The 21,855-nt window shown below is 70.6% G+C and carries 13 protein-coding genes, 1 tRNA gene and 1 pseudogene; 10 read left to right on the forward strand and 5 right to left on the reverse strand.

All coding sequences use genetic code 11. The features are described from left to right. Positions 1-81 precede the first annotated feature (81 nt). From AMK31_RS33340 to AMK31_RS33350, 3 genes and pseudogenes are all read left to right on the forward strand, one after another. Positions 82-3,093, forward strand: a pseudogene (locus AMK31_RS33340) (alpha-amylase family glycosyl hydrolase); the annotation flags it as partial. A gap of 146 nt (positions 3,094-3,239) precedes the next feature. Then, a complete protein-coding gene (gene pulA, locus AMK31_RS33345; RefSeq protein WP_079187049.1) occupies positions 3,240-8,525 on the forward strand; it encodes a pullulanase-type alpha-1,6-glucosidase in 5,286 nt (1,761 codons plus the stop codon). 284 nt (positions 8,526-8,809) lie between these two features. Beyond that, the gene (locus tag AMK31_RS33350; protein WP_241842803.1) at positions 8,810-9,106 is read left to right on the forward strand and encodes an alpha-amylase; all 297 of its coding nucleotides are present in this window, start codon (positions 8,810-8,812) and stop codon (positions 9,104-9,106) included. 14 nt (positions 9,107-9,120) lie between these two features. Here AMK31_RS33350 and AMK31_RS33355 read toward each other — a convergent pair whose 3' ends face one another. Together AMK31_RS33355 and AMK31_RS33360 are read right to left on the reverse strand one after the other, a co-directional pair. Next, positions 9,121-10,011: an MBL fold metallo-hydrolase gene (locus AMK31_RS33355; RefSeq protein ID WP_073944448.1), complete on the reverse strand. Its 891-nt coding sequence runs from the start codon at positions 10,009-10,011 to the stop codon at positions 9,121-9,123. 93 nt (positions 10,012-10,104) lie between these two features. Then, a complete protein-coding gene (locus AMK31_RS33360) occupies positions 10,105-11,019 on the reverse strand; it encodes an alpha/beta hydrolase (RefSeq protein ID WP_073944449.1) in 915 nt (304 codons plus the stop codon). Positions 11,020-11,128: 109 nt separating this feature from the next. Here AMK31_RS33360 and AMK31_RS33365 point away from each other — a divergent pair, with 109 nt between their 5' ends. Next, entirely contained in the window at positions 11,129-11,575 is a 447-nt protein-coding gene (locus AMK31_RS33365; RefSeq protein WP_073944450.1) for a MarR family winged helix-turn-helix transcriptional regulator, read from the forward strand. A gap of 526 nt (positions 11,576-12,101) precedes the next feature. Here the strand turns inward: AMK31_RS33365 and AMK31_RS40535 are convergent. Then, positions 12,102-12,596: a hypothetical protein gene (locus AMK31_RS40535; protein WP_143204283.1), complete on the reverse strand. Its 495-nt coding sequence runs from the start codon at positions 12,594-12,596 to the stop codon at positions 12,102-12,104. Between the two features lie 667 nt (positions 12,597-13,263). Between AMK31_RS40535 and AMK31_RS33380 the strand changes: the two genes are divergently transcribed. Both AMK31_RS33380 and glpK read left to right on the forward strand, forming a co-directional pair. Beyond that, on the forward strand, positions 13,264-14,109 hold the full coding sequence (locus AMK31_RS33380) for an MIP/aquaporin family protein (RefSeq protein ID WP_073944453.1): 846 nt from the start codon (positions 13,264-13,266) through the stop codon (positions 14,107-14,109). Between the two features lie 58 nt (positions 14,110-14,167). Further along, complete coding sequence (gene glpK / locus AMK31_RS33385) at positions 14,168-15,685, forward strand: glycerol kinase GlpK (RefSeq protein ID WP_073944454.1); 1,518 nt, start codon at positions 14,168-14,170, stop codon at positions 15,683-15,685. A 19-nt stretch (positions 15,686-15,704) separates the two neighbouring features. Here the strand turns inward: glpK and AMK31_RS33390 are convergent, their stop codons facing one another. After that, complete coding sequence (locus tag AMK31_RS33390) at positions 15,705-15,893, reverse strand: hypothetical protein (protein WP_073944455.1); 189 nt, start codon at positions 15,891-15,893, stop codon at positions 15,705-15,707. A 222-nt stretch (positions 15,894-16,115) separates the two neighbouring features. On the opposite strand from AMK31_RS33390, the gene AMK31_RS33395 reads away from it, so the two are divergent. Continuing rightward, positions 16,116-17,255 (forward strand): glutathione-independent formaldehyde dehydrogenase, encoded by a 1,140-nt coding sequence (locus tag AMK31_RS33395; RefSeq protein WP_073944456.1) that lies wholly within the window; start codon positions 16,116-16,118, stop codon positions 17,253-17,255. 70 nt (positions 17,256-17,325) lie between these two features. On the opposite strand, the gene selD is transcribed toward AMK31_RS33395, so the two are convergent. Continuing rightward, entirely contained in the window at positions 17,326-18,360 is a 1,035-nt protein-coding gene (selD, locus tag AMK31_RS33400) for a selenide, water dikinase SelD (protein WP_241842804.1), read from the reverse strand. Between the two features lie 71 nt (positions 18,361-18,431). Between selD and AMK31_RS33405 the strand changes: the two genes are divergently transcribed. The 3 genes from AMK31_RS33405 (at position 18,432) to selB (ending at position 21,793) form a co-directional block, all read left to right on the forward strand. Next, positions 18,432-18,526 (forward strand) — tRNA-Sec (locus AMK31_RS33405). Between the two features lie 40 nt (positions 18,527-18,566). After that, positions 18,567-19,931: an L-seryl-tRNA(Sec) selenium transferase gene (gene selA, locus AMK31_RS33410; protein ID WP_079187042.1), complete on the forward strand. Its 1,365-nt coding sequence runs from the start codon at positions 18,567-18,569 to the stop codon at positions 19,929-19,931. Then, positions 19,922-21,793: a selenocysteine-specific translation elongation factor gene (gene selB / locus AMK31_RS33415; protein WP_073944458.1), complete on the forward strand. Its 1,872-nt coding sequence runs from the start codon at positions 19,922-19,924 to the stop codon at positions 21,791-21,793. Before selA ends, selB begins: the two co-directional genes overlap by 10 nt. Positions 21,794-21,855 lie beyond the last annotated feature (62 nt).

Here is a 21,855-nt window from a genome sequence, read left to right on the forward strand (position 1 = left end):
TCGACTCCCTCCTCCGCCTTGCAGCTGCACGCACCAGACCCCGCTCGACTCGGCCGGGACGCACCGTCCCTCACAGCCGGGCTGATCCAAACGACAGAGCCTAGGCCGCCGTCGGACCGCGCGCTCGCCCGCACCCCGGCGCGGCCCGCCCCCTCGCGTGAGCAGTTCTACCTGGCACTGCCGGACCGCTTCGCCAACGGCTCCACCGCCAACGACGAAGGCGGTCTCACCGGCGACCGCTCCCGGACCGGACACGACCCGACCGACAAACACTTCTACCAGGGCGGCGACCTCAGGGGCCTGATCGACAAGCTCGACTACATCAAGGGCCTGGGCACCACCGCGATCTGGATGGCGCCGGTCTTCGAGAACAAGCCGGTGCAGACCATGAGCGGCACGGAGATGGCCAGCTACCACGGCTACTCGATCACGGACTTCACCCGGGTCGACCCGCACTTCGGCACCAACGCCGAGCTCGCGGAGCTCGTCGACAAGGCCCATGCCAAGGGCATGAAGGTCTTCTTCGACGTCATCACCAACCACACCGCCGACACCGTCGACTACGCGGAGCAGAAGTACGGCTACCGCTCCAAGGGCGCCCACCCCTACCTCGACACCGAGGGCCGTCCCTTCGACGACAGCACCGGCATGGGCGAGGTCGACGAGGACAGCTTCCCCTACACGCCGCGGAACCGCACCGGCGAGCACGACACCAAGGTCCCGGCTTGGCTGAACGACCCGACCATGTACCACAACCGGGGCGACTCCACCTTCGCCGGCGAGAGCGCCCTGTACGGCGACTTCATCGGCAACGACGACCTGTGGACGGAGCGGCCCGAAGTCGTCGAGGGCATGCGGCGCATCTACGAGACGTGGGTGCGGGACTTCGGCATCGACGGCTTCCGCGTCGACACGGCGAAGAACGTCAACATGGCCTTCTGGACACAGTGGGCCACGGCGCTGGACGCCTACGCCGCCCGGCAGGGGAAGCCGGACTTCTTCATCTTCGCGGAGGCCTTCTCCGCCGACCCCGTCGTCATGGCCCCCTACCTGACCGAAGGCCGGCTCGACGCCACGCTCGACTTCCCGCTGCAGGCGGCGATCCGCAACTACACGTCCCGCGGCGGCCCCACCCGTGACCTCGCGCACGTCCTCGCCCAGGACTACCGCTACACCACCGACAAGGCCAGCGCGTACAGCGAGGTGACCTTCCTCGGCAGTCACGACATGGGCCGCATCGGGGGCTTCGTCAGCCAGGACAACCCCGGTGCGGACGACGCCGAACTGCTGCGCCGTGACCGGTTCGCGCACGAGCTGCTGTTCCTGTCCCGGGGGAACCCGGTGATCTACGCGGGCGACGAGCAGGGCTTCACCGGACCGGCGGGTGATGTGTACGCCCGGCAGACGCTGTTCGCCTCGAAGGTCGAGGACTACCTGGACGACGACCAGATCGGCACGGAGCGTACCCATGCCTCGGACGCGTACGACGTGACGCATCCGCTGTACACGTCTATCGCTGATCTATCGCGGTTGACGAAGCGCCATCCGGCTTTGCGCGACGGCGTTCAGCAGGAGCGGTACGCGGACGACGGGGCGGGTGTGTACGCGTTCTCGCGCACGGACCCGAAGCGGAGGGTCGAGTACGTCGTCGCGGTGAACAACACCGAGCGGGCCCGGACGGTGGAGCTGCCGACGTATACGGCCGGGATGGACTTCCGCGGCGTGTACGGGTCGTCGGTGCGGCTGACCAGCGGCGCTGACAAGAAGATCTCGGTGGAGGTGCCGCCGTTGTCGGCGGTGGTGCTGAAGGCGGCCGGGCCGCTGGCGTCCCCGGCCGCGCGGCCGTCGGTGTCGGTGAAGGCGCCGGCGGCCGGTGCCACGGGTGACGTGGAGGTTTCGGCGGATGTGGACGGCGGTTCGCTGAACCGGGTCGTGTTCGCCGCGCAGGTCGGTGACGGGCCGTGGCGGACGCTGGGTTCGGCCGACCACGCCCCGTACAAGGTGACCCAGCACCTGACCGAGACGGTGCGGGCCGGGACCCCGTTGCGGTACAAGGCCGTGGTCGTCGACAGTGCCGGACGCACCGCGAGCGCCACCGCCGCCACCACCGCCGGACAACCGCCCGCAGCCGAGAGACCGACGGCGAAGCGACATCACGCGGTCGTCCACCACCGGCGTGCCGACGGCGACTACGACGGTCTGCTGCTGCGGACCGCCGACGGTACGACCGCCCCGTTCATCGGCCGCGACGCCTACGGCGCCTTCGCGTGGATCACACCCGGCGCCGGCACCGGCACCATCCGCTTCACCGTCGAGAAGGACGGTGTCGCCGACGGCCCCGAGCGCGCCTTCGACTTCGCCGCGACCGGCGAGGTGTGGACCGAGGAGAACAGCGCGACCGTCAGGATGGCCAGACCCAAGGCCGCGTATCCGCCGCAGGACGGGAGCAAGGCCGTCCTGCACTACCACCGGCCCGACGGCGACTACGAGGGATGGGGCCTGCACACCTGGACCGGATCCGCGGATCCGCCCGAATGGAACGACCCCATCCTGCCGGTGCGCGAGGACTCCTTCGGGCTGGTCTTCGAAGTGCCGCTGAACGACGGCGCGGCCTCGCTGAGCTACATCCTGCACAAGAAGGAGGAGAAGGACGTCCCGGTCGACGAAGCACTCGACTTCTCCCTGTACGGGCACGAGGTCTGGCGCGTGGCGGGCGAGACCGCCTATCTGACGCCCTCTCCCGGCGGCGCCTTCGGCCTCGACCTGGGCGCGTCGGAGGCCGCCTGGATCGGCGACGACACCGTCGTATGGGCGGGTGAGGGCACGGGTGTCGCCAGTCAGCAACTGGTGTACGCCACCGAGGGCGACCTCACGCTCGAGAACGGCGCACTGTCCGACGAGGGGCAGTGGCTGCGGCTCGTACCGACCGAGCTGACCGAGGCACAGAAGTCCCGCCACCCGCAGTACGCGCAAGCCTCCGCGTTCCGTGTGGACCCGAGGGACCGCGACCGCGTCGGCCAGGCCCTCGGGGCCCTGCTGATCGCCACCCAACGCGCGGACAGCGGTGCCCTGCTGGGCGCCACCGGCGTGCGTATCGAAGACGGACAACCGGAAGGATCCGACAAGTGACCGGTGCGTTCTCAGACCGAAGAGACGCAAGAGCTGGAAGAAGCCGAAGAGGCCGAGGAGATGGAAGAAGCGTCCCAGTGCCCGGCTTCACCACCGTCGCCGCCTCGGCCGTGGTTGCCGCACTGCTCACCGCGGTGCTCGGCACACCCCAGCCGGCGGCCGCGGCGTCCCGGCCGCCCGGGCCGCCGTCCGACGCGCGGCTGGCCGCCGAGCCGGCCCGCCATGACCTGACCCGGGAGCAGTCCTACTTCCTGCTGCCCGACCGGTTCGCCAACGGCTCCACGGCCAACGACCGCGGAGGCCTCACCGGCGGCCGGGGCACGACGGGCTTCGACCCGACGGACAAGGGCTTCTACCAGGGTGGCGATCTCAGAGGCCTGATCAAGAAGCTCGACTACATCAAGGGCCTCGGCACCACCGCGATCTGGATGGCGCCGATCTTCAAGAACAAGCCGGTGCAGGGCGGCGGTGAGTCCGCCGGGTACCACGGATACTGGATCACCGACTTCACCCAGGTCGACCCGCACTTCGGCACCAACGCCGAGCTCGCGGAACTCATCGACAAGGCCCATGCCAAGGGCATGAAGGTCTTCTTCGACGTCATCACCAACCACACCGCCGACACCGTCACGAACGCCGAGAAGAAGTACGGCTACCGCCCCAAGGGCGCCTACCCCTACCTCGACACCGAGGGCCGTCCCTTCGACGACGGCACCGGCATGGGCGAGGTCGACGAGGACAGCTTCCCGTACACGCCCGTCGTGAACGAGGACGAGGCCGACACCAAGGTCCCGGCGTGGCTGAACGACCCGACCATGTATCACAACCGGGGCGACTCCACCTTCGCCGGTGAGAGCGGCCTGTACGGAGACCACACCGGTCTCGACGACCTGTGGACCGAGCGGCCCGAGGTCGTCGAGGGCCTGGAGAAGATCTACCAGAGGTGGGTCAAGGACTTCGACGTGGACGGCTTCCGCGTCGACACGGTCCGCAACGTCGACATGCCGTTCTGGACCCAGTGGGCCACCGCGATCGACGCCTACGCGGCGAAGAAGGGGCGCGAGGACTTCTTCGTCTTCGGCGAGACCCTCTCCTCCGACCCGGCCGTCACGGCGCCCTACGTGACCCGGGGCCGTCTCGACGCCACCCTCGACTTCCCGCTGCAGAACGCCATCCGCGGCTACGCCTCCCAGGACAAGCCGGCGAGCACTCTCTCCGGCGTCCTCGCCCAGGACTACCGCTACACCACCGACAAGGCCAACGCCTACGAGCAGGTGACCTTTCTCGGCAACCACGACATGGGCCGCATCGGAAGCTTCGTCAGCCAGGACAATCCCGGCGCGGACGACGCGGAGCTGCTGCGGCGTGACCGGTTCGCGCACGAGCTGCTGTTCCTGTCCCGGGGAAACCCCGTGATCTACGCCGGTGACGAGCAGGGCTTCACCGGACCGGGCGGGGACAAGGGCGCGCGGCAGACGCTGTTCGCCTCGAAGGTCGAGGACTACCTGGACGACGACCAGATCGGCACGGAACGTACCCACGCCGACGACGCATACGATCCGACGCATCCGCTGTACCGGTCGATCGCATCCCTGTCGCGGTTGACGAAACGTCATCCGGCGTTGCGTGACGGCGTTCAGCAGGAGCGGTACGCGGACGACGGGGCGGGTGTGTACGCGTTCTCGCGCACGGACCCGAAGCAGCGGGTCGAGTACGTCGTCGCGGTGAACAACGCCGACAGGACACGGACCGTCGACGTGCCGACGTATACGGCCGGAATGGACTTCCGCGGCGTGTACGGGTCGTCGGTGCGGCTGACCAGCGGCGCTGACAAGAAGATCTCGGTGGAGGTGCCGCCGTTGTCGGCGGTGGTGCTGAAGGCGGCCGGGCCGCTGGCGTCCCCGGCCGCGCGGCCGTCGGTGTCGGTGAAGGCGCCGGCGGCCGGTGCCACGGGTGACGTGGAGGTTTCGGCGGATGTGGACGGCGGTTCGCTGAACCGGGTCGTGTTCGCCGCGCAGGTCGGTGACGGGCCGTGGCGGATGCTGGGTTCGGCCGACCACGCCCCGTACAAGGTGACCCAGCACCTGACCGAGACGGTGCGGGCCGGGACCCCGTTGCGGTACAAGGCCGTGGTCGTCGACAGTGCCGGACGCACCGCGAGCGCCACCGCCGCGACCACCGCCGGACAACCGCCGCTCAAGCCCAGGCCGAGCGCGGTGGACCGGCCCTACGCCGTGGTGCACTACAAGCGGACGGACGGCGACTACGACGGCTGGCAGCTCAAGTCGTCGGCGGGCACCGCCGACTTCACCGGCCGAGACGCCTACGGCGCTTTCGCCTGGGTCGCGTTGACCGACGGTGCCGGCGACATGACGTACACCGTGGAGAAGGGCGGCACCGCGGACGGCCCGCAGCGCACGCTGGAGCCGGCGAAGACGGGCGAGGTCTGGATCGAGCAGGGCGAGGACGGACAGGCGGTGACGGCGCCCGAGGGCGCGTACCCGCCGCAGGACCAGAAGAAGGCCGTCCTGCACTACCACCGCGCCGACGGCGACTACGACGGCTGGGGCCTGCACACCTGGACCGGCGCGGCGAACCCGACGGACTGGACCAAGCCGTTGCAGCCGGTCGGCAGGGACAGCTTCGGCGTGATCTTCGAGGTGCCCCTCGCCGACAGGGCCACGTCCCTCAGCTACATCGTCCACAAGGGCGACGAGAAGGACATCCCGAGCGACCGCTCTCTCGACTTCGCCGGCCACGGCAAGGACGTCTGGCTCATCGGAGGCACCGGCGGCTACCTGCTGCCGACCACCGGCTCCGCTCCCGACCTCGATCTCGGCACCTCCAAAGCCCAGTGGATCGACGCGGAGACCGTGGTGTGGAAGGTCAAGGCCACCGACGCCACCAGCCAGCAGCTCGTGTACGCGCCCGAAGGAGACATCACCGTCGAGGACGGCACCCTCTCCCACGAGGGACACTGGCTCCGGCTGACGCCGACGACCCTCAGCGACGCGCAGAAGGCCGCCCACCCGCACCTGAAGGACCATCCGGCCTTCACGGTCGACCCGCGCGACCGCGACCGTGTCCGTACCGCGCTGCGCGGCCAGGTCATCGCCACTCAGCGGGCCGCCAACGGCGCGCTGCTCGCGGCCACGGGCGTACAGATCCCCGGGGTGCTGGACGACCTCTACGGCGAGGCGCGCGACGCCCGCCTCGGGCCCGTCTTCGACCGGGGCCGGCCCACCCTGTCCGTCTGGGCCCCCACGGCCCGCGAGGTGTCCCTGGAACTGGACGGCCGGCTGATACCGATGCGCCGGAACGGTGACACGGGTGTCTGGTCGGTGACCGGATCCGGCGCCTGGACCGGCAAGCCGTACCGGTACGCCGTCACGGTGTGGGCTCCGTCCGTCCGCAGGATCGTCACCAACAAGGTCACCGACCCCTACTCGGTGGCCCTGACGGCCGACTCCGCACGCAGCCTCGTCGTCGATCTGGACGACGAGTCGCTGGCGCCGCCGGGGTGGTCCGAGCTGGAGAAACCCCAGGCCGTGCCGCTGAAGGACGCGCAGATACAGGAACTGCACGTGCGTGACCATTCCGTAGCCGACACGACGGTCCCGGCCGCCGAGCGCGGCACCTACGCCGCCTTCACCCGGAAGAACTCGGCGGGCAGCAGGCACCTGCGCGCCCTGGCCGAGGCGGGCACCTCCCATGTGCACCTGCTGCCCGTCTTCGACTTCTCCACCGTGCCGGAGAAGGCCGCCGACCGGGCGACGCCGGGATGCGACCTGGCCTCTTACCCGGCCGACTCCGACAAGCAGCAGGAGTGCACCGGGAAGACCGCCGCGAAGGACGCCTACAACTGGGGCTACGACCCGTACCACTTCACCGTCCCCGAGGGCTCCTACGCCAGTGACCCGGCCGGGACGCGGCGCACGGTCGAGTTCCGGAGGATGGTGAAGGCGCTCAACGAGGACGGCCTCGGGGTCGTGATGGACGTGGTCTACAACCACACCGTCGCGGGCGGCCAGGCGGACGCCTCGGTCCTCGACAAGGTGGTGCCCGGCTACTACCACCGGCTCCTCGCCGACGGCTCCATCGCCACCTCGACCTGCTGCGCCAACACGGCCACCGAGAACGCCATGATGGGCAAGCTGGTCGTGGACTCCGTCGTCACCTGGGCCAGGGAGTACAAGGTCGACGGCTTCCGCTTCGACCTCATGGGCCACCACCCGAAGGAGAACATCCTCGCCGTCCGCAAGGCCCTCGACGCGCTGACCGTCGCGAAGGACGGCGTCGACGGCAAGAAGATCATCCTGTACGGCGAGGGCTGGAACTTCGGCGAGATCGCCGACGACGCCCGCTTCGTCCAGGCCACGCAGAAGAACATGGCCGGCACCGGCATCGCCACCTTCTCCGACCGGGCCCGTGACGCGGTGCGCGGCGGCGGCCCCTTCGACGCCGACCCCGGCGTCCAGGGCTTCGCCTCCGGCCTGTACACCGACCCCAACCCGAACGCGGAGAACGGCACCGAGGCCGAGCAGAAGGCCCGGCTGCTGCACTACCAGGACCTGATCAAGGTCGGGCTGTCCGGCAACCTCGCCGACTACCGCTTCACCGACACCGACGGCAAGGAGGTCACCGGCGCGGAGGTCGACTACGACGGCGCCCCCGCGGGCTACGCGAAGGAGCCGGGCGACGCCCTCGCCTACGTCGACGCGCACGACAACGAGACACTGTTCGACGCGCTCGCCTTCAAGTTGCCGGCCGGCACGTCCGCGGCCGACCGGGCCCGTATGCAGCTCCTGGCGATGGCGACGGCCACCCTCTCGCAGGGCCCGGCCCTCTCCCAGGCGGGCACCGACCTGCTGCGCTCCAAGTCTCTGGACCGCAACTCCTTCGAGAGCGGGGACTGGTTCAACGCGATCCACTGGAACTGCGCCGACGGCAACGGCTTCGGCCGCGGCCTGCCCCCGGCCGCCGACAACCAGGCCAAGTGGCCGTACGCCAAGGCGCTGCTGACCAAGATCCAGGTCGGCTGCCCGCAGATCGAGGGCACCTCGGCCGCGTACCGGGACCTGCTGAGGATCCGTACGACGGAGAAGGCGTTCTCCCTCGACACGGCCGCGCAGGTGCAGACCGCGCTGTCCTTCCCGCTGTCCGGCACCGAGGAGACGCCCGGCGTGATCACCATGAAGCTGGGTGACCTGGTCGTCGTCTTCAACACCACCGGCGAGCGGCAGTCCCAGAGGGTGACCGAACCGGGCGGCAGCGACTACCGGTTGCACCCGGTGCAGGCCACCGGCGCGGACCGGGTGGTCAGGACGGCCGCGTACACGAAGAGCACCGGGACCTTCGAGGTGCCGGGTCGTTCCGTGGCGGTCTTCAAGCGCTGACGGAAACCACCGACAAGGGGCCCGCGCCGGTCGTCCGGCACGGGCCCCTGCACGTGCTTTCGGCCTTTCCGCGGCCGTGCCGTCCACCGTGCTTCCGTCGTCGTCGGCACTCAGCCCACGCCGCTGAGCTGGCTCTCAGGAGCAGAGGAGTGACCCACAGTCATTGAAAGCCGCCTGGCAAGGCTCTGAAACTTGCCGCAAAGCCTTTCATGACTCGCTGGATACTGCGTACGCTGTGGGCGTCCGTTCATCAACTGAAGGGGAGAAGTGCGATGAGGCGGTTTATGCGTTCAACTATTGTTGTTTCGGTCGCGGCTCTGGCCGTGGCGGCGTCGGGTTCGGCGCAGGCCGAGTCCCAGGACGATGCGGGAAGCCGGCTCGCCGCCCCCGACTGCGTGACGTTCAGCGCGGACTGGCGCTACACGTTCGTCACCAACGACTGCTCCGACACCCTCACCGTGAAGGTCGTGTACCGCGACGGGACCGACGTCCCCTGCCGGCTGGCCCCGCCGAAAGCCCTGATCACCTTCCCGGGGTACGGGACCTCGGGCAACGAGGTGCTGGGCGTCGACGTGTGCTGAGCCGGAGGCAGGCATCACGTCGCCCGGAACAGCCCTGTCTCGACCTCCGCGACCCGTCCTTCGGCCAGGAGGCGGTCCAGGTGCTGCACGGCGGTCCTGCGTTCCACCGGCCTCACGTGCGGGCCCTCCACGTGGGGCCGGTAGACCAGGCGGTGCTCGACGATCTCGGCGACGGTCCGCGGTTCGCCGAGGAAGGCGAGCAGTGCCGCCTCCCGTTTCCGCACCACGCCGGCGAACGCGTCGAGCCGGTGCCGGAACTCCGCGGCGCCCTCGATCACGCCCTTCTGGTGTGACGTGCCGTACCAGCGTGCGTCGATCTCCCGGCAGCGGCGCATCGACGCCTCGAAGTCCTCGAGGCTGCTGCCGGCGTCGCCGTAGTACGGGCCGAACGACGTCAGGTCGATGTCCGCGACGAAGAAGAAGCCGTCCGGCTCGATCAGGAAGCCGCTGTGTCCTGCGGTGTGGCCGGGGAGGTGGACGACGGTGACGGTCCGTCCGCCGAGGTCGAACACGGCGCCGTCGGCGAAGCCCGTCGCGTCGGGACGTCCCCGCACATGGAACTCCCGCCGCATCATCTCGTCGACTGCGGCGGCCGCCTCGGGCGGGAGGCCGAGCCCGGCGATCAGGACCTCGGGGGAGCGCAGGGCGCCGAGATCGCCTTCATGGACGTGGACCGGCACGTCGTAGCTGCCGAGACCGGCGATGTGGTCCTCGTGCGCGTGGCTGACGAGGACCAGGTCCGCGGGCGGCGCGGATTCGACGAGCGACAACGACGGATCGACGACCAGCGATGCCGTCGAGCCCCGCACGAGCAGTGAATTGCCGAAGGGGTAGGCGCCCAGTCGAGCGCCGACGAGCACGCTGACCTCGCCGAATTCCGCTGTCGTGTATGCCGTGCTGTTCATCTTCACGATTCCCGTCGGACGAATACCAGTGGAACGAATACCAGTCGAAAGCTGCCCGGCAGCAGTGTGTACCGTCGGTCACCGGCACCGGCGTCAGCGCACCGGCTCGGGGCGGTCGGCGTCCAGGTGGGCGGTGAGGAAGCGGGCGGCGCGGTCGAGTGCGGCGTCCGCCTCGTCGAGGCGGCCGTAGTGGTGATGGAAGACGTGGGGGAGGCCGGGCCCGACTTCGAGCGTGACCTCGACGTCGTCGGCGCCCGCGCGGCCGGCCAGCCGGACCGCGTCGTCGAGCAGCACCTCGTTCGCCCCGACCTGCACGAGCAGCGGGGGCAGTCCGGTGAGGTCGGCGAAGACCGGGCTGGCCAGGGGGTGCGCCCGGTCGCCCGCGCCGACGTAGAGATCGGCGTAGGCGCGTATGTCGGCCTCGTCGAAGATGGGGTCGGCGTCCTCCTTGGAGCGGATGCTTCCGCCGGCCAGGGTGAGGTCGACCCAGGGGGAGAGGACGACCACGGCGGCCGGTTGCGGCAGCCCGGCCTCCCGGGCCGCGAGCAGCGTGGCGATGGTCAGGCCGCCACCGGCGGAGTCGCCGGCCATGACGAGGTCCCGTGGGTCGGTGCCCGCCGCCAGCAGTTCGCTATAGGCCGCGAGCCCGTCGTCGACGGCCGCGGGGAAAGGGTGCTCCGGCGCCAGCCGGTAATCCACCGACAGGGCGCGCAGCCGGGCGCGGCGGGCCAGTTCACCCACCAGCCCCGCATGGGTGTCCGGTGAGCCGATGACGTAGCCGCCGCCGTGCAGGTAGAGCAGCCGGCCGCGGCCGGAGACCTCGGCCGGCTCCAGTTCCAGCGCCGGCCGCCCGCCCAGGACGGTCCTCCGGGTGACCACGCCGTCCGGCGCTGGGCGGCTGATGGCCGCGGCGAAACCGCCGCGCTGCTCCTCGACGGTGGGCGGCGTCTCGCTGCGAGGGGCGGAACGGAGCATGGCGTCGAGGGCGTCGCGCTGCTGTCGGGACATGGTGGGCCTCCATCGGTCGGGGTGCGAGGATGGATTCCTGGGAATCCATCTGTCCGAGCCCAACCGGATTCCGAGGAAGATGATTCCCAGGAATCTATTGGAGGTTGCTGTGAGCCACGTCACCCAGGTCTTCACCGACCTCGTCCGCGTCGAGACCCGGCTCTACAACGCGGTCAGCGCCCGGCTGCGCGCCGAACAAGACCTGAGCCTCGGGCAGTTCGAGTTCCTGGAGATCATCGACCGCGTGCCCGGGTGCCGCGTGCTCGACATCGTCGGCGAACTGGCGATCACCGTCGGGGCCGTCAGCAAGGCGGTCGACCGGCTGGTGGCCGCGGGCTGGTGCGTGCGGGTCGCGCACCCCCAGGACCGCCGCTCGTCCGTCCTGCGCCTCACACCCGTGGGCAGGAAGAAGCTGGCCGCTTCCCGACCCGTCGTCGAAAGTGAGCTGCTCTCGCTGACCGCGGCGGTTCCCCCGGGCGACCTGACCCGTGTCGCCTCGACGCTGGCCGCCCTTCGCACGACCCTCGAGACGGGCGCCCACGGTCAGCCGGGTTGAGGCCGACCACGATGTGTGGCCGCGCGTCGTGTGCGTCGCTGCCTTGTTCAGCGGGCCGGCTCGCGCTTGAGGATCTTTCCGGTGGCGGTCATCGGCAGGCTGGGCACGAACTCGACGACGCGCGGGTACTTGTAGGACGCCATCTGCGCCCGACGACTACCTGGGCCCGGGGGTCTGGGCACACATACCGAGCCTCGTGCCCCTCAACATGATCAGCGATCACCTCGTCCAGATCCTCGGGACGGTCGCGATGCCCCACCTGATCCTGCGCGTCGCCGCGTCCCGCAGCGGCCGCTCGGCACGGCGATCCATGAGCATCGCCGCGCGCCTGACCGGTGTCTACTTCCTCTTCCTGATCGCCACGGGCTCGCGGCCGCGGCGGTGGTCGGCGGCTGGGGAATCGGCATGGTCGACGCCAATGGGCAGGCCTCCCCGATCCTGCTCGCCTCCGGCGTCCTGCCGAACGGCTCCGCCACGCGCGCCGCGCTGATCACCGTCGTGGCCTGTGTCGCTTTCCTGGTCGTCCTCACGACCGTGACCAGCGTGGTGTTCGCGGCCGCGGTCTCCCTTCCTGGGCCGGCAGAAGGTCGTCGTCGTCGAAGGGAGGCGCGGTGGCGCGGCGGAGGAAGTGGGCGAGGCCCAGGATGTTGCCGCGGGCCCGCAGGGGCAGCAGCAGCGCGGAGTGCCGGCCGGATGCGGGCGCCGTGACGCGGAGCAGGCGCGGCTGCCCCGAGGCCAGAGCGCGCGCCGGTTCCGACTCCGGCGGGTAGGTGTGCGTCCGGCCGGTGGCGACCGGCAGGTCCACGTCGTCGTCCAGCGCCGAACGCCGGGCGATCCTACGCAGCACCGGCGTGCGCGCGGTCGGCGCGGGCGGATGGGCGTCGCCGTCGTGGAGCAGGGAGTCGAGGAGGTCGACGGTGACGAGGTCCGCGAAGTCCTCGGTACCGAACTCCGCCAGCTCCTCGGCGGTAAGGGCGGTGTCGAGACTCGCACCGATCCGCCGACTCACCTCGTTCGTCAACAGCAGCCGTTGCTGCACCCGCCGGCAGCCGTTGCTGCACCCGCCGGTCGCGCTCCTCCTGATACGCCGCGACGACCTGCTCCGAGCCGCGGTCGACGTACGCGAGAGCCGCGCCCACCAGCCGCGAGGCCGCGGCGTTCGTCAGCTCCCAGTCGTCGTTGCTGAGCCGCGCGGCCTCGCCCTGGATCAGCTGGACCAGGACCATGTGACCGAGGCGGTAGGAACGCAGCAGCCGGCTGATCGGCACCCCGCGCCGGGCGGCCTGCCGGGCGAGCTCCAGCGCCTCGGCCGGCGCCTCGACCTCCGCCGCGTCGATGCGCCCTTCGAGCACGTCGAGGAACCTGGTGATGTGCCCGGCCGTCTCCTCCAGCGCGAGCCCGGCGAGCTCCTCGTGTTCTTACAGCTCGGGCATGTCCACGCGCAGCCGCCGCAGCAGCAGGTCGGCCGACTCCTGCGCCCGGGGCCTGAGCTCCTCAGCCAGACGACGGAGGAACGCGTCGACATCGATGCCCATGCCGGAAACGAACCCAAGCTCCCGAATCCGCGCCGCTCCAAGCTGATCGACCGGCCGGGCTCTCACAGGGCGACAAACTCTTGATCGGCTTACGATATGTGAAGAATCTCCGGTAAGTCGGCTACCGATTCAGTCGGCGGGAGGCGGGACTCCATGGCCCGTAACGAAGACACATCAGGGCTGGTGGCGGAACTCTTCGCGGAGTTCGCAGGCACCATGGTGCTCATTTTGTTCGGCTGCGGTGTGGTGGCTCAGGTGGTCGCAGGTGGAGCGCTCACCACCCCACCCGGCGGTCTGGGCGACCACGACAGCATCGCCTGGGCGTGGGGGCTCGGCGTGACCCTCGGTGTGTACGTGGCGGCACGGATCAGCGGCGCCCACATCAACCCCGCGGTGACACTGGCCCTCGCCGCCTTCAAGGGATTCCCCTGGAAGAAGGTGGCACCCTACGCCGTCGCTCAGACCGCGGGCGCCTTCGTGGCCGCTCTGCTGGTGCGATGGAACTACACAGAGGCGCTGGCGAAGGCGGATCCAGGGCACACGATCAAGACGCAGGGAGTCTTCTCGACCCTGCCCGCCAACGGCAACACGAACCTGCCGGTTTACGAGTGGGGTGCGTTCCGTGACCAGGTCATCGGCACGGCGATCCTGCTGATGCTGGTCATGGCGGTGACCGACCTGCTGAACAATCCCCCGGGCGCCAATATGGCCCCGTTCATCGTGGGACTCATCGTGGTCGCGATCGGCATGGCGTGGGGCACCAACGCGGGATACGCGATCAACCCGGCACGTGACTTCGGCCCACGCCTGGCGAGCTATATCACCGGGTACGGCGGAGCGTGGCGAGATCAGTACGGCAATCTCTACTTCTGGGTGCCGATCGTCGGACCGCTGATCGGTGGCCTGGTGGGTGCGTTCATCTACAAGTTCCTCATCGGCCGGTTCCTGCCGACCGCGAAACCCGAGCCTCCGGGCCGCGTGCCCGCCCCGGAAGGCTGACCGGCCCAGCGGCCCGGCGGCGCGCAGCCCCGGTTCTCTCCGGAGAGGGAGTCAACTCATGGCGGACTTCGTGGGCGCGGTGGACCAGGGAACCACCAGCACTCGGTTCATGATCTTCGACCACGACGGCAACGAGGTGGCCAAGCACCAGCTGGAGCACGCCCAGATCCTGCCGCGCTCGGGCTGGGTCGAACACGACCCCGTGGAGATCTGGGAACGCAGCAACACCGTGATGCAGACCGCCATGCGGGAGCGCAACCTGTCCGCATCGGACCTGGCTGCGATCGGCATCACCAACCAGCGGGAGACGACCGTGGTCTGGGACCCCCGGAACGGCCGCCCGTACCACAACGCCATCGTCTGGCAGGACACCCGCACCGACTCCATCGCGGCGGCACTGGAGCGGGACGGCCGCGGCGACGTCATTCGCCGGAAGGCGGGCCTCCCCCCGGCGACCTACTTCTCCGGCGGCAAGATCCAATGGATGCTGGAGAACGTCGACGGCCTGCGCGAGGCCGCCGAGGCAGGCCACGCGCTCTTCGGCAACACCGACTGCTGGGTGCTGTGGAACCTGACCGGCGGGCCGGAGGGCGGAACCCACGCCACCGACGTGACCAATGCCAGCCGCACCATGCTCATGAACCTGGAAACCCTCGACTGGGACGACGAGCTGCTCGGTTTCTTCGGCATCCCGCGAGCGATGCTGCCACGCATCAATCCCTCGTCCCATGCCGACGCCTACGGCCAGGCGCGCACCTCCCGGCCACTGCGGGCCGCCATCCCCATCACCGGCGTACTGGGGGACCAGCAGGCCGCCACCGTGGGCCAGGTGTGCTTCGCTCCCGGGGAGGCCAAGAACACCTACGGCACCGGCAACTTCCTGGTGCTCAACACGGGCACGGAGCTGGTGCGCTCCCGGCACGGGCTGCTGACCACGGTGGCGTACCAGCTCGGCGACGGCCCGGCGATCTACGCCCTCGAAGGCTCCATGGCCGTGACGGGCTCGGCCGTACAGTGGCTGCGCGACCAGCTGAAGATCATCCGTAGTGCGGCGGAGAGCGAGCAGCTGGCGGCGACCGTGGAGGACAACGGCGGCATGTACTTCGTGCCGGCCTTTTCCGGCCTGTTCGCGCCCTACTGGCGTTCCGACGCCCGAGGGGCGATGGTCGGGCTGTCCCGCTTCCACACCGGCGGCCACATCGCACGGGCCACGCTGGAAGCCATCTGCTACCAGAGCCGCGACGTGGTGGAGGCCATGGAGCAGGACTCCGGTGTCCATCTGGACGTGCTGAAGGTCGACGGCGGGGTGACCGCCAATGATCTGTGCATGCAGATGCAGGCCGACATCCTCGGCGTCCCGGTCAGCCGTCCGGTCGTCGCCGAGACCACCGCGCTGGGTGCCGCCTATGCCGCCGGGCTCGCCACCGGTTTCTGGCGGAGCGAGGACGAACTGCGTACCCACTGGCAGGAATCCAAGCAGTGGCAGCCGCGGTGGAGCGACGAGCAGCGCGCGGAGGGCTACGCCGGCTGGAAGAAGGCGGTGGAGCGGACCCTCGACTGGACAACGGTCGACTAGGGGCTTCAGGCGGCCGCCGTCAGCCTTCGGCGACGTCCTCGTTACGCCCTTCGGCGAACTCCCACCAGGCGAGCGGGAGCCAGTCGCCGCCCACGAAGGCGTCGACGGTCGACCCGCGTCCGCTGATGGTCACAGGCGTTCCAGGCGGGTACGTCGTCCCGGACACGCCGGGCACAGGGACGAGCAGGGTCCCGAAGCGCTGAGTCACTTTCCCGGCCTCCGATTCGGCGCGAGGTTGAATTCGATAATTACTCGAAAATACCCGGCTTGTCCCGCGCTTCCTATAGGGGGACCATGAGAGTTGGGTCACGTGAGGCGAACGGCCGCAGCTCTTTCCGTCGTTTCCACTGACCGTCCGCGCCAGGTTACGTTCGGTTGACGGCCGTTTGCCTCCGGCAGCGACGACATATCGCTCAACGGAGGTGTTGGTATGAAGGCCGTTGTCTACAAGGGACCGTTCGAAGTAGCGGTCGAAGAAGTCGAGAACCCTCGGCTCCAGCACCCGAACGACGTGATCGTACGGATCACGTCCACCGCGATATGCGGCTCCGACCTGCACATGTACGAGGGTCGCACGGCTGCCGAGCCGGGCATCGTCTTCGGTCACGAGAACATGGGCGTCGTCGAGGAGCTCGGCGAGGGAGTCACGGCGCTCAAGCAGGGCGACCGCGTGGTCATGCCCTTCAATGTCGCCTGCGGATTCTGCAAGAACTGCGTGGCGGACTATACCGGCTTCTGCCTCACCGTGAATCCGGGATTCGCCGGTGGCGCGTACGGCTATGTGGCGATGGGGCCGTGGACCGGCGGTCAGGCCGAATACGTGCGCGTACCGTACGCCGACTTCAACTGTCTGAAGCTGCCGGAAGGCACCGAGCACGAAAGTGATTTCGTTCTGCTCGCCGACATCTTCCCGACCGGCTATCACGGCAACGAGCTCGCCCAGGTCTCTCCGGGCGAGAGTGTCGTGGTGTACGGCGGTGGCCCCGTCGGTCTCATGGCCGCCTACTCGGCCATGCTGCGCGGTGCCTCGAAGGTGTTCGTCGTGGACCGGGTGCTCGAGCGGCTGCAGAAGGCCGAGGAGATCGGAGCGATCCCGATCAACTTCGCCGAGGGCAACCCCGTGGAGCAGATCAAGGAGCAGACGAACGGCGAAGGCACGGACAAGGGCATCGACGCGGTCGGGTATCAGGCCGTGGCCGGGGGCACGGACCGCGAGGAACCCGCGGCCGTTCTGAACTCGGTCATCGAGACCGTGCGGCCGACCGGAGCGCTCGGCATACCCGGCCTCTATGTGCCGGCCGACCCGGGTGCGCCGGACGAGCAGGCCAAGCATGGCCGGCTCATGGTCGCGATCGGGAGGCTCTTCGAGAAGGGGCTGCGTCTGGGTACCGGGCAGTGCAACGTGAAGCGCTACAACCGGCAGCTGCGCGACCTCATCATCGAGGGCCGCGCACGGCCGAGCTTCGTCGTCTCTCACGAGCTGTCGCTGGAGGAGGCGCCCACGGCGTACGACAAGTTCGACAAGCGTGTCGAGGGCTACACCAAGGTCGTCCTGCACCCGGGGCGGTAGCGCGGTAGCTCTTGCGCGGCGGCGCAACAGGACGTCCGCTGCCCCGGCCGCCCGTCGGCAGGCGGCCGGGTCAGCGGATCACCAGGACGTGGTCGCCGCGCGGAAGCAGCTCGCCCACGACGGGCGCCCCGGGGATCTCGCCGGCCACCAGCAGCCCGCCGGAGGTCTGCGCGTCGGCCAGGAGCAGTGCCTCGTCCTCGCTCACCGCCGACAGGTCGGTGTGCGGGCGCACCCACTCCAGGTTCCGGCGGGTGCCCCCGCTGACATATCCGTCCCGCAGCGCCTGCCGGGCGCCGTCGAGGTAGGGAACGGCGCTCGCGTCGATCAGCGCGGTGACCCCGCTCGCCCGCGCGAGCTTGAAGGTGTGTCCGAGCAGCCCGAACCCGGTGACGTCCGTCGCGCAGGTGACACCGGCGGCGATCGCCGCTGCGGCGGCCTCCCGGTTGAGTCGTGTCATGACCTCGACCGCCTGCGGGAACACCTCGCCGGTGGCCTTGTGTCTGCTGTTCAGGACGCCGATGCCGAGCGGCTTGGTCAGCGACAGCGGCACACCCGGCTCGCCCGCGTCGCTGCGCAGCAGACGGTCGGGGTCGACCAGGCCGGTGACGGCCATGCCGTACTTGGGTTCGGGGTCGTCCACGCTGTGGCCGCCGGCGACGTGACAGCCGGCGGCCGCGGCGATCTCCAGGCCGCCGCGCAGCACCTTGCGCGCGAGTTCGAGCGGAAGTACGCCGCGCGGCCAGGCCAGCAGGTTCACGGCGAGCAGCGGACGGCCGCCCGTGGCGTACACGTCGGACAGCGCGTTCGCCGCGGCGATCCGGCCCCAGTCGTAGGCGTCGTCGACCACGGGCGTGAAGAAGTCGGTGGTGGCCAGCACGGCCACGCCGTCCTTCAGCCGGACGACCGAGGCGTCGTCGCCGTCGTCGAGCCCGACCAGCAGTTCGCCCAGGGGCGCGCGGACCGGGACGGCGGCCCCGAGGCCCCGCAGCACCTCCTCCAGCTCGCCGGGCGGGATCTTGCAGGCGCAGCCGCCGCCGTGCGCGTACCGGGTGAGGCGGACGGTTTCCTCGGGGTCCTTCTCGAGGGCGGATGTCGATGACGTCACAGGGGCCATGATCCCGCAGATATCGCGTTCGCGCTTGTACGGGGCTTTTGCGAAGATTGCCGCGAGTGCGAGGAGGCGTATCCGGCCTGGTGACCGGCCCGGTCCTCAAAACCGTTGAACGGCAGGAGCTGCCGTTGGCGGGTTCGATTCCCGTCCGCCTCCGCCACAGGCGGCGCAGCAGTGCCACGGCGAGCAGGAGAGGTGCCATGAGCGATCCGCGCCGGCACATCCCCGGCACCGACTCCGTGCTGGCCGAGCCACGCATCGCCGCAGCGACACGGACGCTGGGGCGTCCCCTGGTGAAAGCGGCGATCGCCGAGGCCCAGCGGCGGGCGAGAAAGGGTGAGATCGCTCCCGAGGACGTGGTGGACACGGTGGTCGGCCACCTGCCCGAGCGGGCCTGCGGCCTGCGGCCGGTGATCAACGCCACCGGCGTGCTGGTGCACACCAACCTCGGCCGCGCGCCGCTGTCGGATGCCGCCCGGGACGCCGTGACGGCCGCAGCCGGATGCACGGACGTCGAGTTCGACCTCGCGGAAGGCCGCCGGGCCCGCCGAGGGCGCGGGGCGCTCGCCGCGCTGGCCGAGGCAGTGCCCGATGCCGGGGCGGTGCACGTGGTGAACAACAATGCGGCCGCGCTGCTCCTGTGCGCCCTGGTGCTGGCCCGCGGACGGGAGATCGTGATCAGCCGGGGCGAGCTGGTCGAGATCGGTGACGGGTTCCGTATCCCGGACCTCCTGGCTTCCACCGGGGCCCGACTGCGAGAAGTCGGCACCACCAACCGCACCTACGCCCGGGACTACACGGAGGCCATCGGCCCCGACACGGCGTTCCTGCTCAAGGTTCACGCGTCCAACTTCCACATCGGCGGGTTCACCGCGGCGGCGGATGTGGCAGAGCTTGCGGCGCTCGGACCCCCGGTGGTGGTGGACATCGGCTCCGGCCTGCTCGCCCCGCATCCGTTGCTCCCCCACGAGCCGGACGCCGCCACCGCTCTGCGCGCCGGGGCGGCGCTGGTGACAGCCAGCGGAGACAAGCTTCTCGGCGGCCCCCAGGCCGGGCTGCTCGTCGGGGACGCGGGGCTGGTCGAGCGACTGCGACGGCACCCCGCGGCGCGCGCCCTGCGGGTGGACAAACTGACCCTCGCCGCGCTGGAGGCGACGCTGCGCGGTCCGGAGCCGCCGGTACGCACCGCGCTGGCCGCCGACGATACGACCGTGCGCGAGCGCGCCACCCGACTGGCCGAACGGCTGCGGGCCGAAGGGGTACCCGCAGAGGTGCTGCGCACGGAGGCGGCCGTGGGCGGTGGCGGCGCGCCCGGGGTGACCCTGCCCAGCACGGCCGTCGCCCTGCCCGCGCGGTACGGCCCGCTGCTGCGCACCGGCGCGGTCCCGGTCGTCGGCCGGCTGGAACACGGACGGTGTCTGCTCGACCTGCGCACGGTCCGGGCGGAGGAGGAACGGTCGGTGCTGGAGGCCGTACTCGCCGCGCAGCGGTCACGGACGGGCGGCGGAAGCGGCGAGAGCACGGCCGGCGGGGACGACCACGGGAGTGAGCGGCCGTGCAGGTGATCGCCACCGCCGGTCACGTCGATCACGGCAAGTCGACGCTGGTGAGGCTGCTCACCGGCATGGAGCCGGACCGCTGGGAACAGGAGCGCCGGCGCGGCCTGACCATCGACCTCGGTTTCGCCTGGACGACCCTGCCGGGCGGACCCGAGGTGGCGTTCGTCGACGTCCCCGGCCACGAACGGTTCGTGCCCAACATGCTCGCGGGAATCGGCCCCGTCCCCGCCGTGCTGTTCGTGGTGGCCGCCGATGAGGGGTGGATGCCGCAGTCGACCGAGCATCTGGAGGCACTCGCCGCGCTGGGCGTGCGGCACGTGCTGCTCGCGGTGACCCGCTGCGACCTGGCCGACCCGGAACCGGCCCGGCGGCAGGCACTGGCCCGGATGGCGGCGGCCGGCCTGCGAGCGGTCGACTCGGTGACGGTGAGCGGGCGCACCGGCGAGGGCCTGGACCGGCTGCGTGCCGGACTGACGCGGCTGGTCGCAGCCCTGCCGTCCGCTGATCCGGATGCCGACGTCCGGCTGTGGGTGGACCGCTCGTTCAGCGTCGTGGGCGCGGGCACGGTGGTCACCGGAACGCTGGCGGCAGGCACGCTTCGAGCGGGGGCGGAGCTTCAGCTGGCGTCCACCGGGGCGGTGATGCGGGTACGCGGCCTGCAGGCCCTGGGCCGGAGCGCGCCCGAGGTCCGCGCCGTGGCCCGAGTGGCGGTCAATCTGCGCGGCGTCGAGCACCATGGGATCGGCCGCGGCGACGCGCTGCTCACTCCGGGAAGGTGGCTGACGACGTCCGAGGTCGATGTCTCGCTGCGCTTCGGCGGCGGCGACCTTGACGCCCGCGGGCGGCGCGGCGACGGCGGTGAGACCGGTGACGACAGCGGCAGGGGGACGGCCGGTGACGACCGGGGCGGAAGTGACGTGGGCGAACGCCGCGATCTCCCTCGCGAGCTCGTGCTGCACGTGGGATCTGCTTCCGTCGCCGCCCGGGTCCGGCCGCTGGGGCCCGGCAGCGTCCGGCTGCGGCTGGCCCGGCCCCTGCCACTGCGCGTCGGCGACCGCGCGTTGCTGCGCGACCCCGGTCGCCACCGCATCGCCGCCGGTGTCGACGTACTCGACGTGACGCCCCCCGAACTGCGCCGGCGCGGAGCCGCGCGGTCGCGCGCCGCGGAGCTGGCCGCCCTGACCGGTGCGCCACCGCAGGCGGTGGCCGAGGCGATACTGCTCCGGCGGCGCTTCGCGACCACAGGCGAACTGCGCTCCATGGGGCTGCCCGCGGCCGGCGAGCCGGCGGGTGACGGCCGGCGGGTTCATGTGTGCGTGTGGCGCGAGCTGCTCGCCGCCGTGCGCACCGTGGTCGACCAGTGGAGCGACGATCACCCGCTGGAGACCGGGGTGCCGGTGGAGGCGGTACGGCAGCGGTTGCGGCTGCCCACCACCGGTGTGGTGGAACGGCTTGCCGATGCCGCGTCGCTGCCGTTGGTGGGCGGGCGGGTGTGCGCGCCGGGGCGCCCGGCGGCGCTTCCCGGACCCGTCGAGGCGGCGGTCGCGGCGCTGGCCGCCGAGTTGCGCGACGCGCCGTTCGCGGCGCCGGACGCCGCCAGGATGGCGGAGCTGCGGCTGGGGCGCCGGGAGCTGGCCGCCGCGGTGCGCGCCGGCCGCCTGCTGAAAGTGGCCGACGGCGTCTTCCTGCTTCCGGACAGCGAGGCACGGGCCACCGACGTGCTCGCTGAACTGCCGCAGCCGTTCACCCTCAGCCAGGCGCGGCAGGCCCTGCGGATCGCGGTACCGCTGCTGGAGCTGCTGGACCGTCGCGGCGTCACGGAGCGGCTGCCGGACGACACCCGTCGTATGCGTCTCCGGCCGGTCTGACCGGTACGCGGCGTACTGCTCGACATGCTCCCCGCCCGTTCCGGCGTTACGTTGGCTGCGAC

This window comes from Streptomyces sp. TSRI0107 (genome assembly GCF_001905845.1).
GTDB lineage: Bacteria > Actinomycetota > Actinomycetes > Streptomycetales > Streptomycetaceae > Streptomyces.

What these genes read in the sequence shown, in the direction of transcription:
- AMK31_RS33350 (WP_241842803.1), top strand. Translation starts at nt 8,810, where the DNA reads ATGCGTTCAACTATTGTTGTTTCGGTCGCGGCTCTGGCCGTGGCGGCG.
- AMK31_RS33355 (WP_073944448.1), bottom strand. Translation starts at nt 10,011, where the DNA reads ATGAACAGCACGGCATACACGACAGCGGAATTCGGCGAGGTCAGCGTG.
- AMK31_RS33360 (WP_073944449.1), bottom strand. Translation starts at nt 11,019, where the DNA reads ATGTCCCGACAGCAGCGCGACGCCCTCGACGCCATGCTCCGTTCCGCC.
- AMK31_RS33380 (WP_073944453.1), top strand. Translation starts at nt 13,264, where the DNA reads ATGGCCCGTAACGAAGACACATCAGGGCTGGTGGCGGAACTCTTCGCG.
- glpK (WP_073944454.1), top strand. Translation starts at nt 14,168, where the DNA reads ATGGCGGACTTCGTGGGCGCGGTGGACCAGGGAACCACCAGCACTCGG.
- AMK31_RS33395 (WP_073944456.1), top strand. Translation starts at nt 16,116, where the DNA reads ATGAAGGCCGTTGTCTACAAGGGACCGTTCGAAGTAGCGGTCGAAGAA.
- selA (WP_079187042.1), top strand. Translation starts at nt 18,567, where the DNA reads ATGAGCGATCCGCGCCGGCACATCCCCGGCACCGACTCCGTGCTGGCC.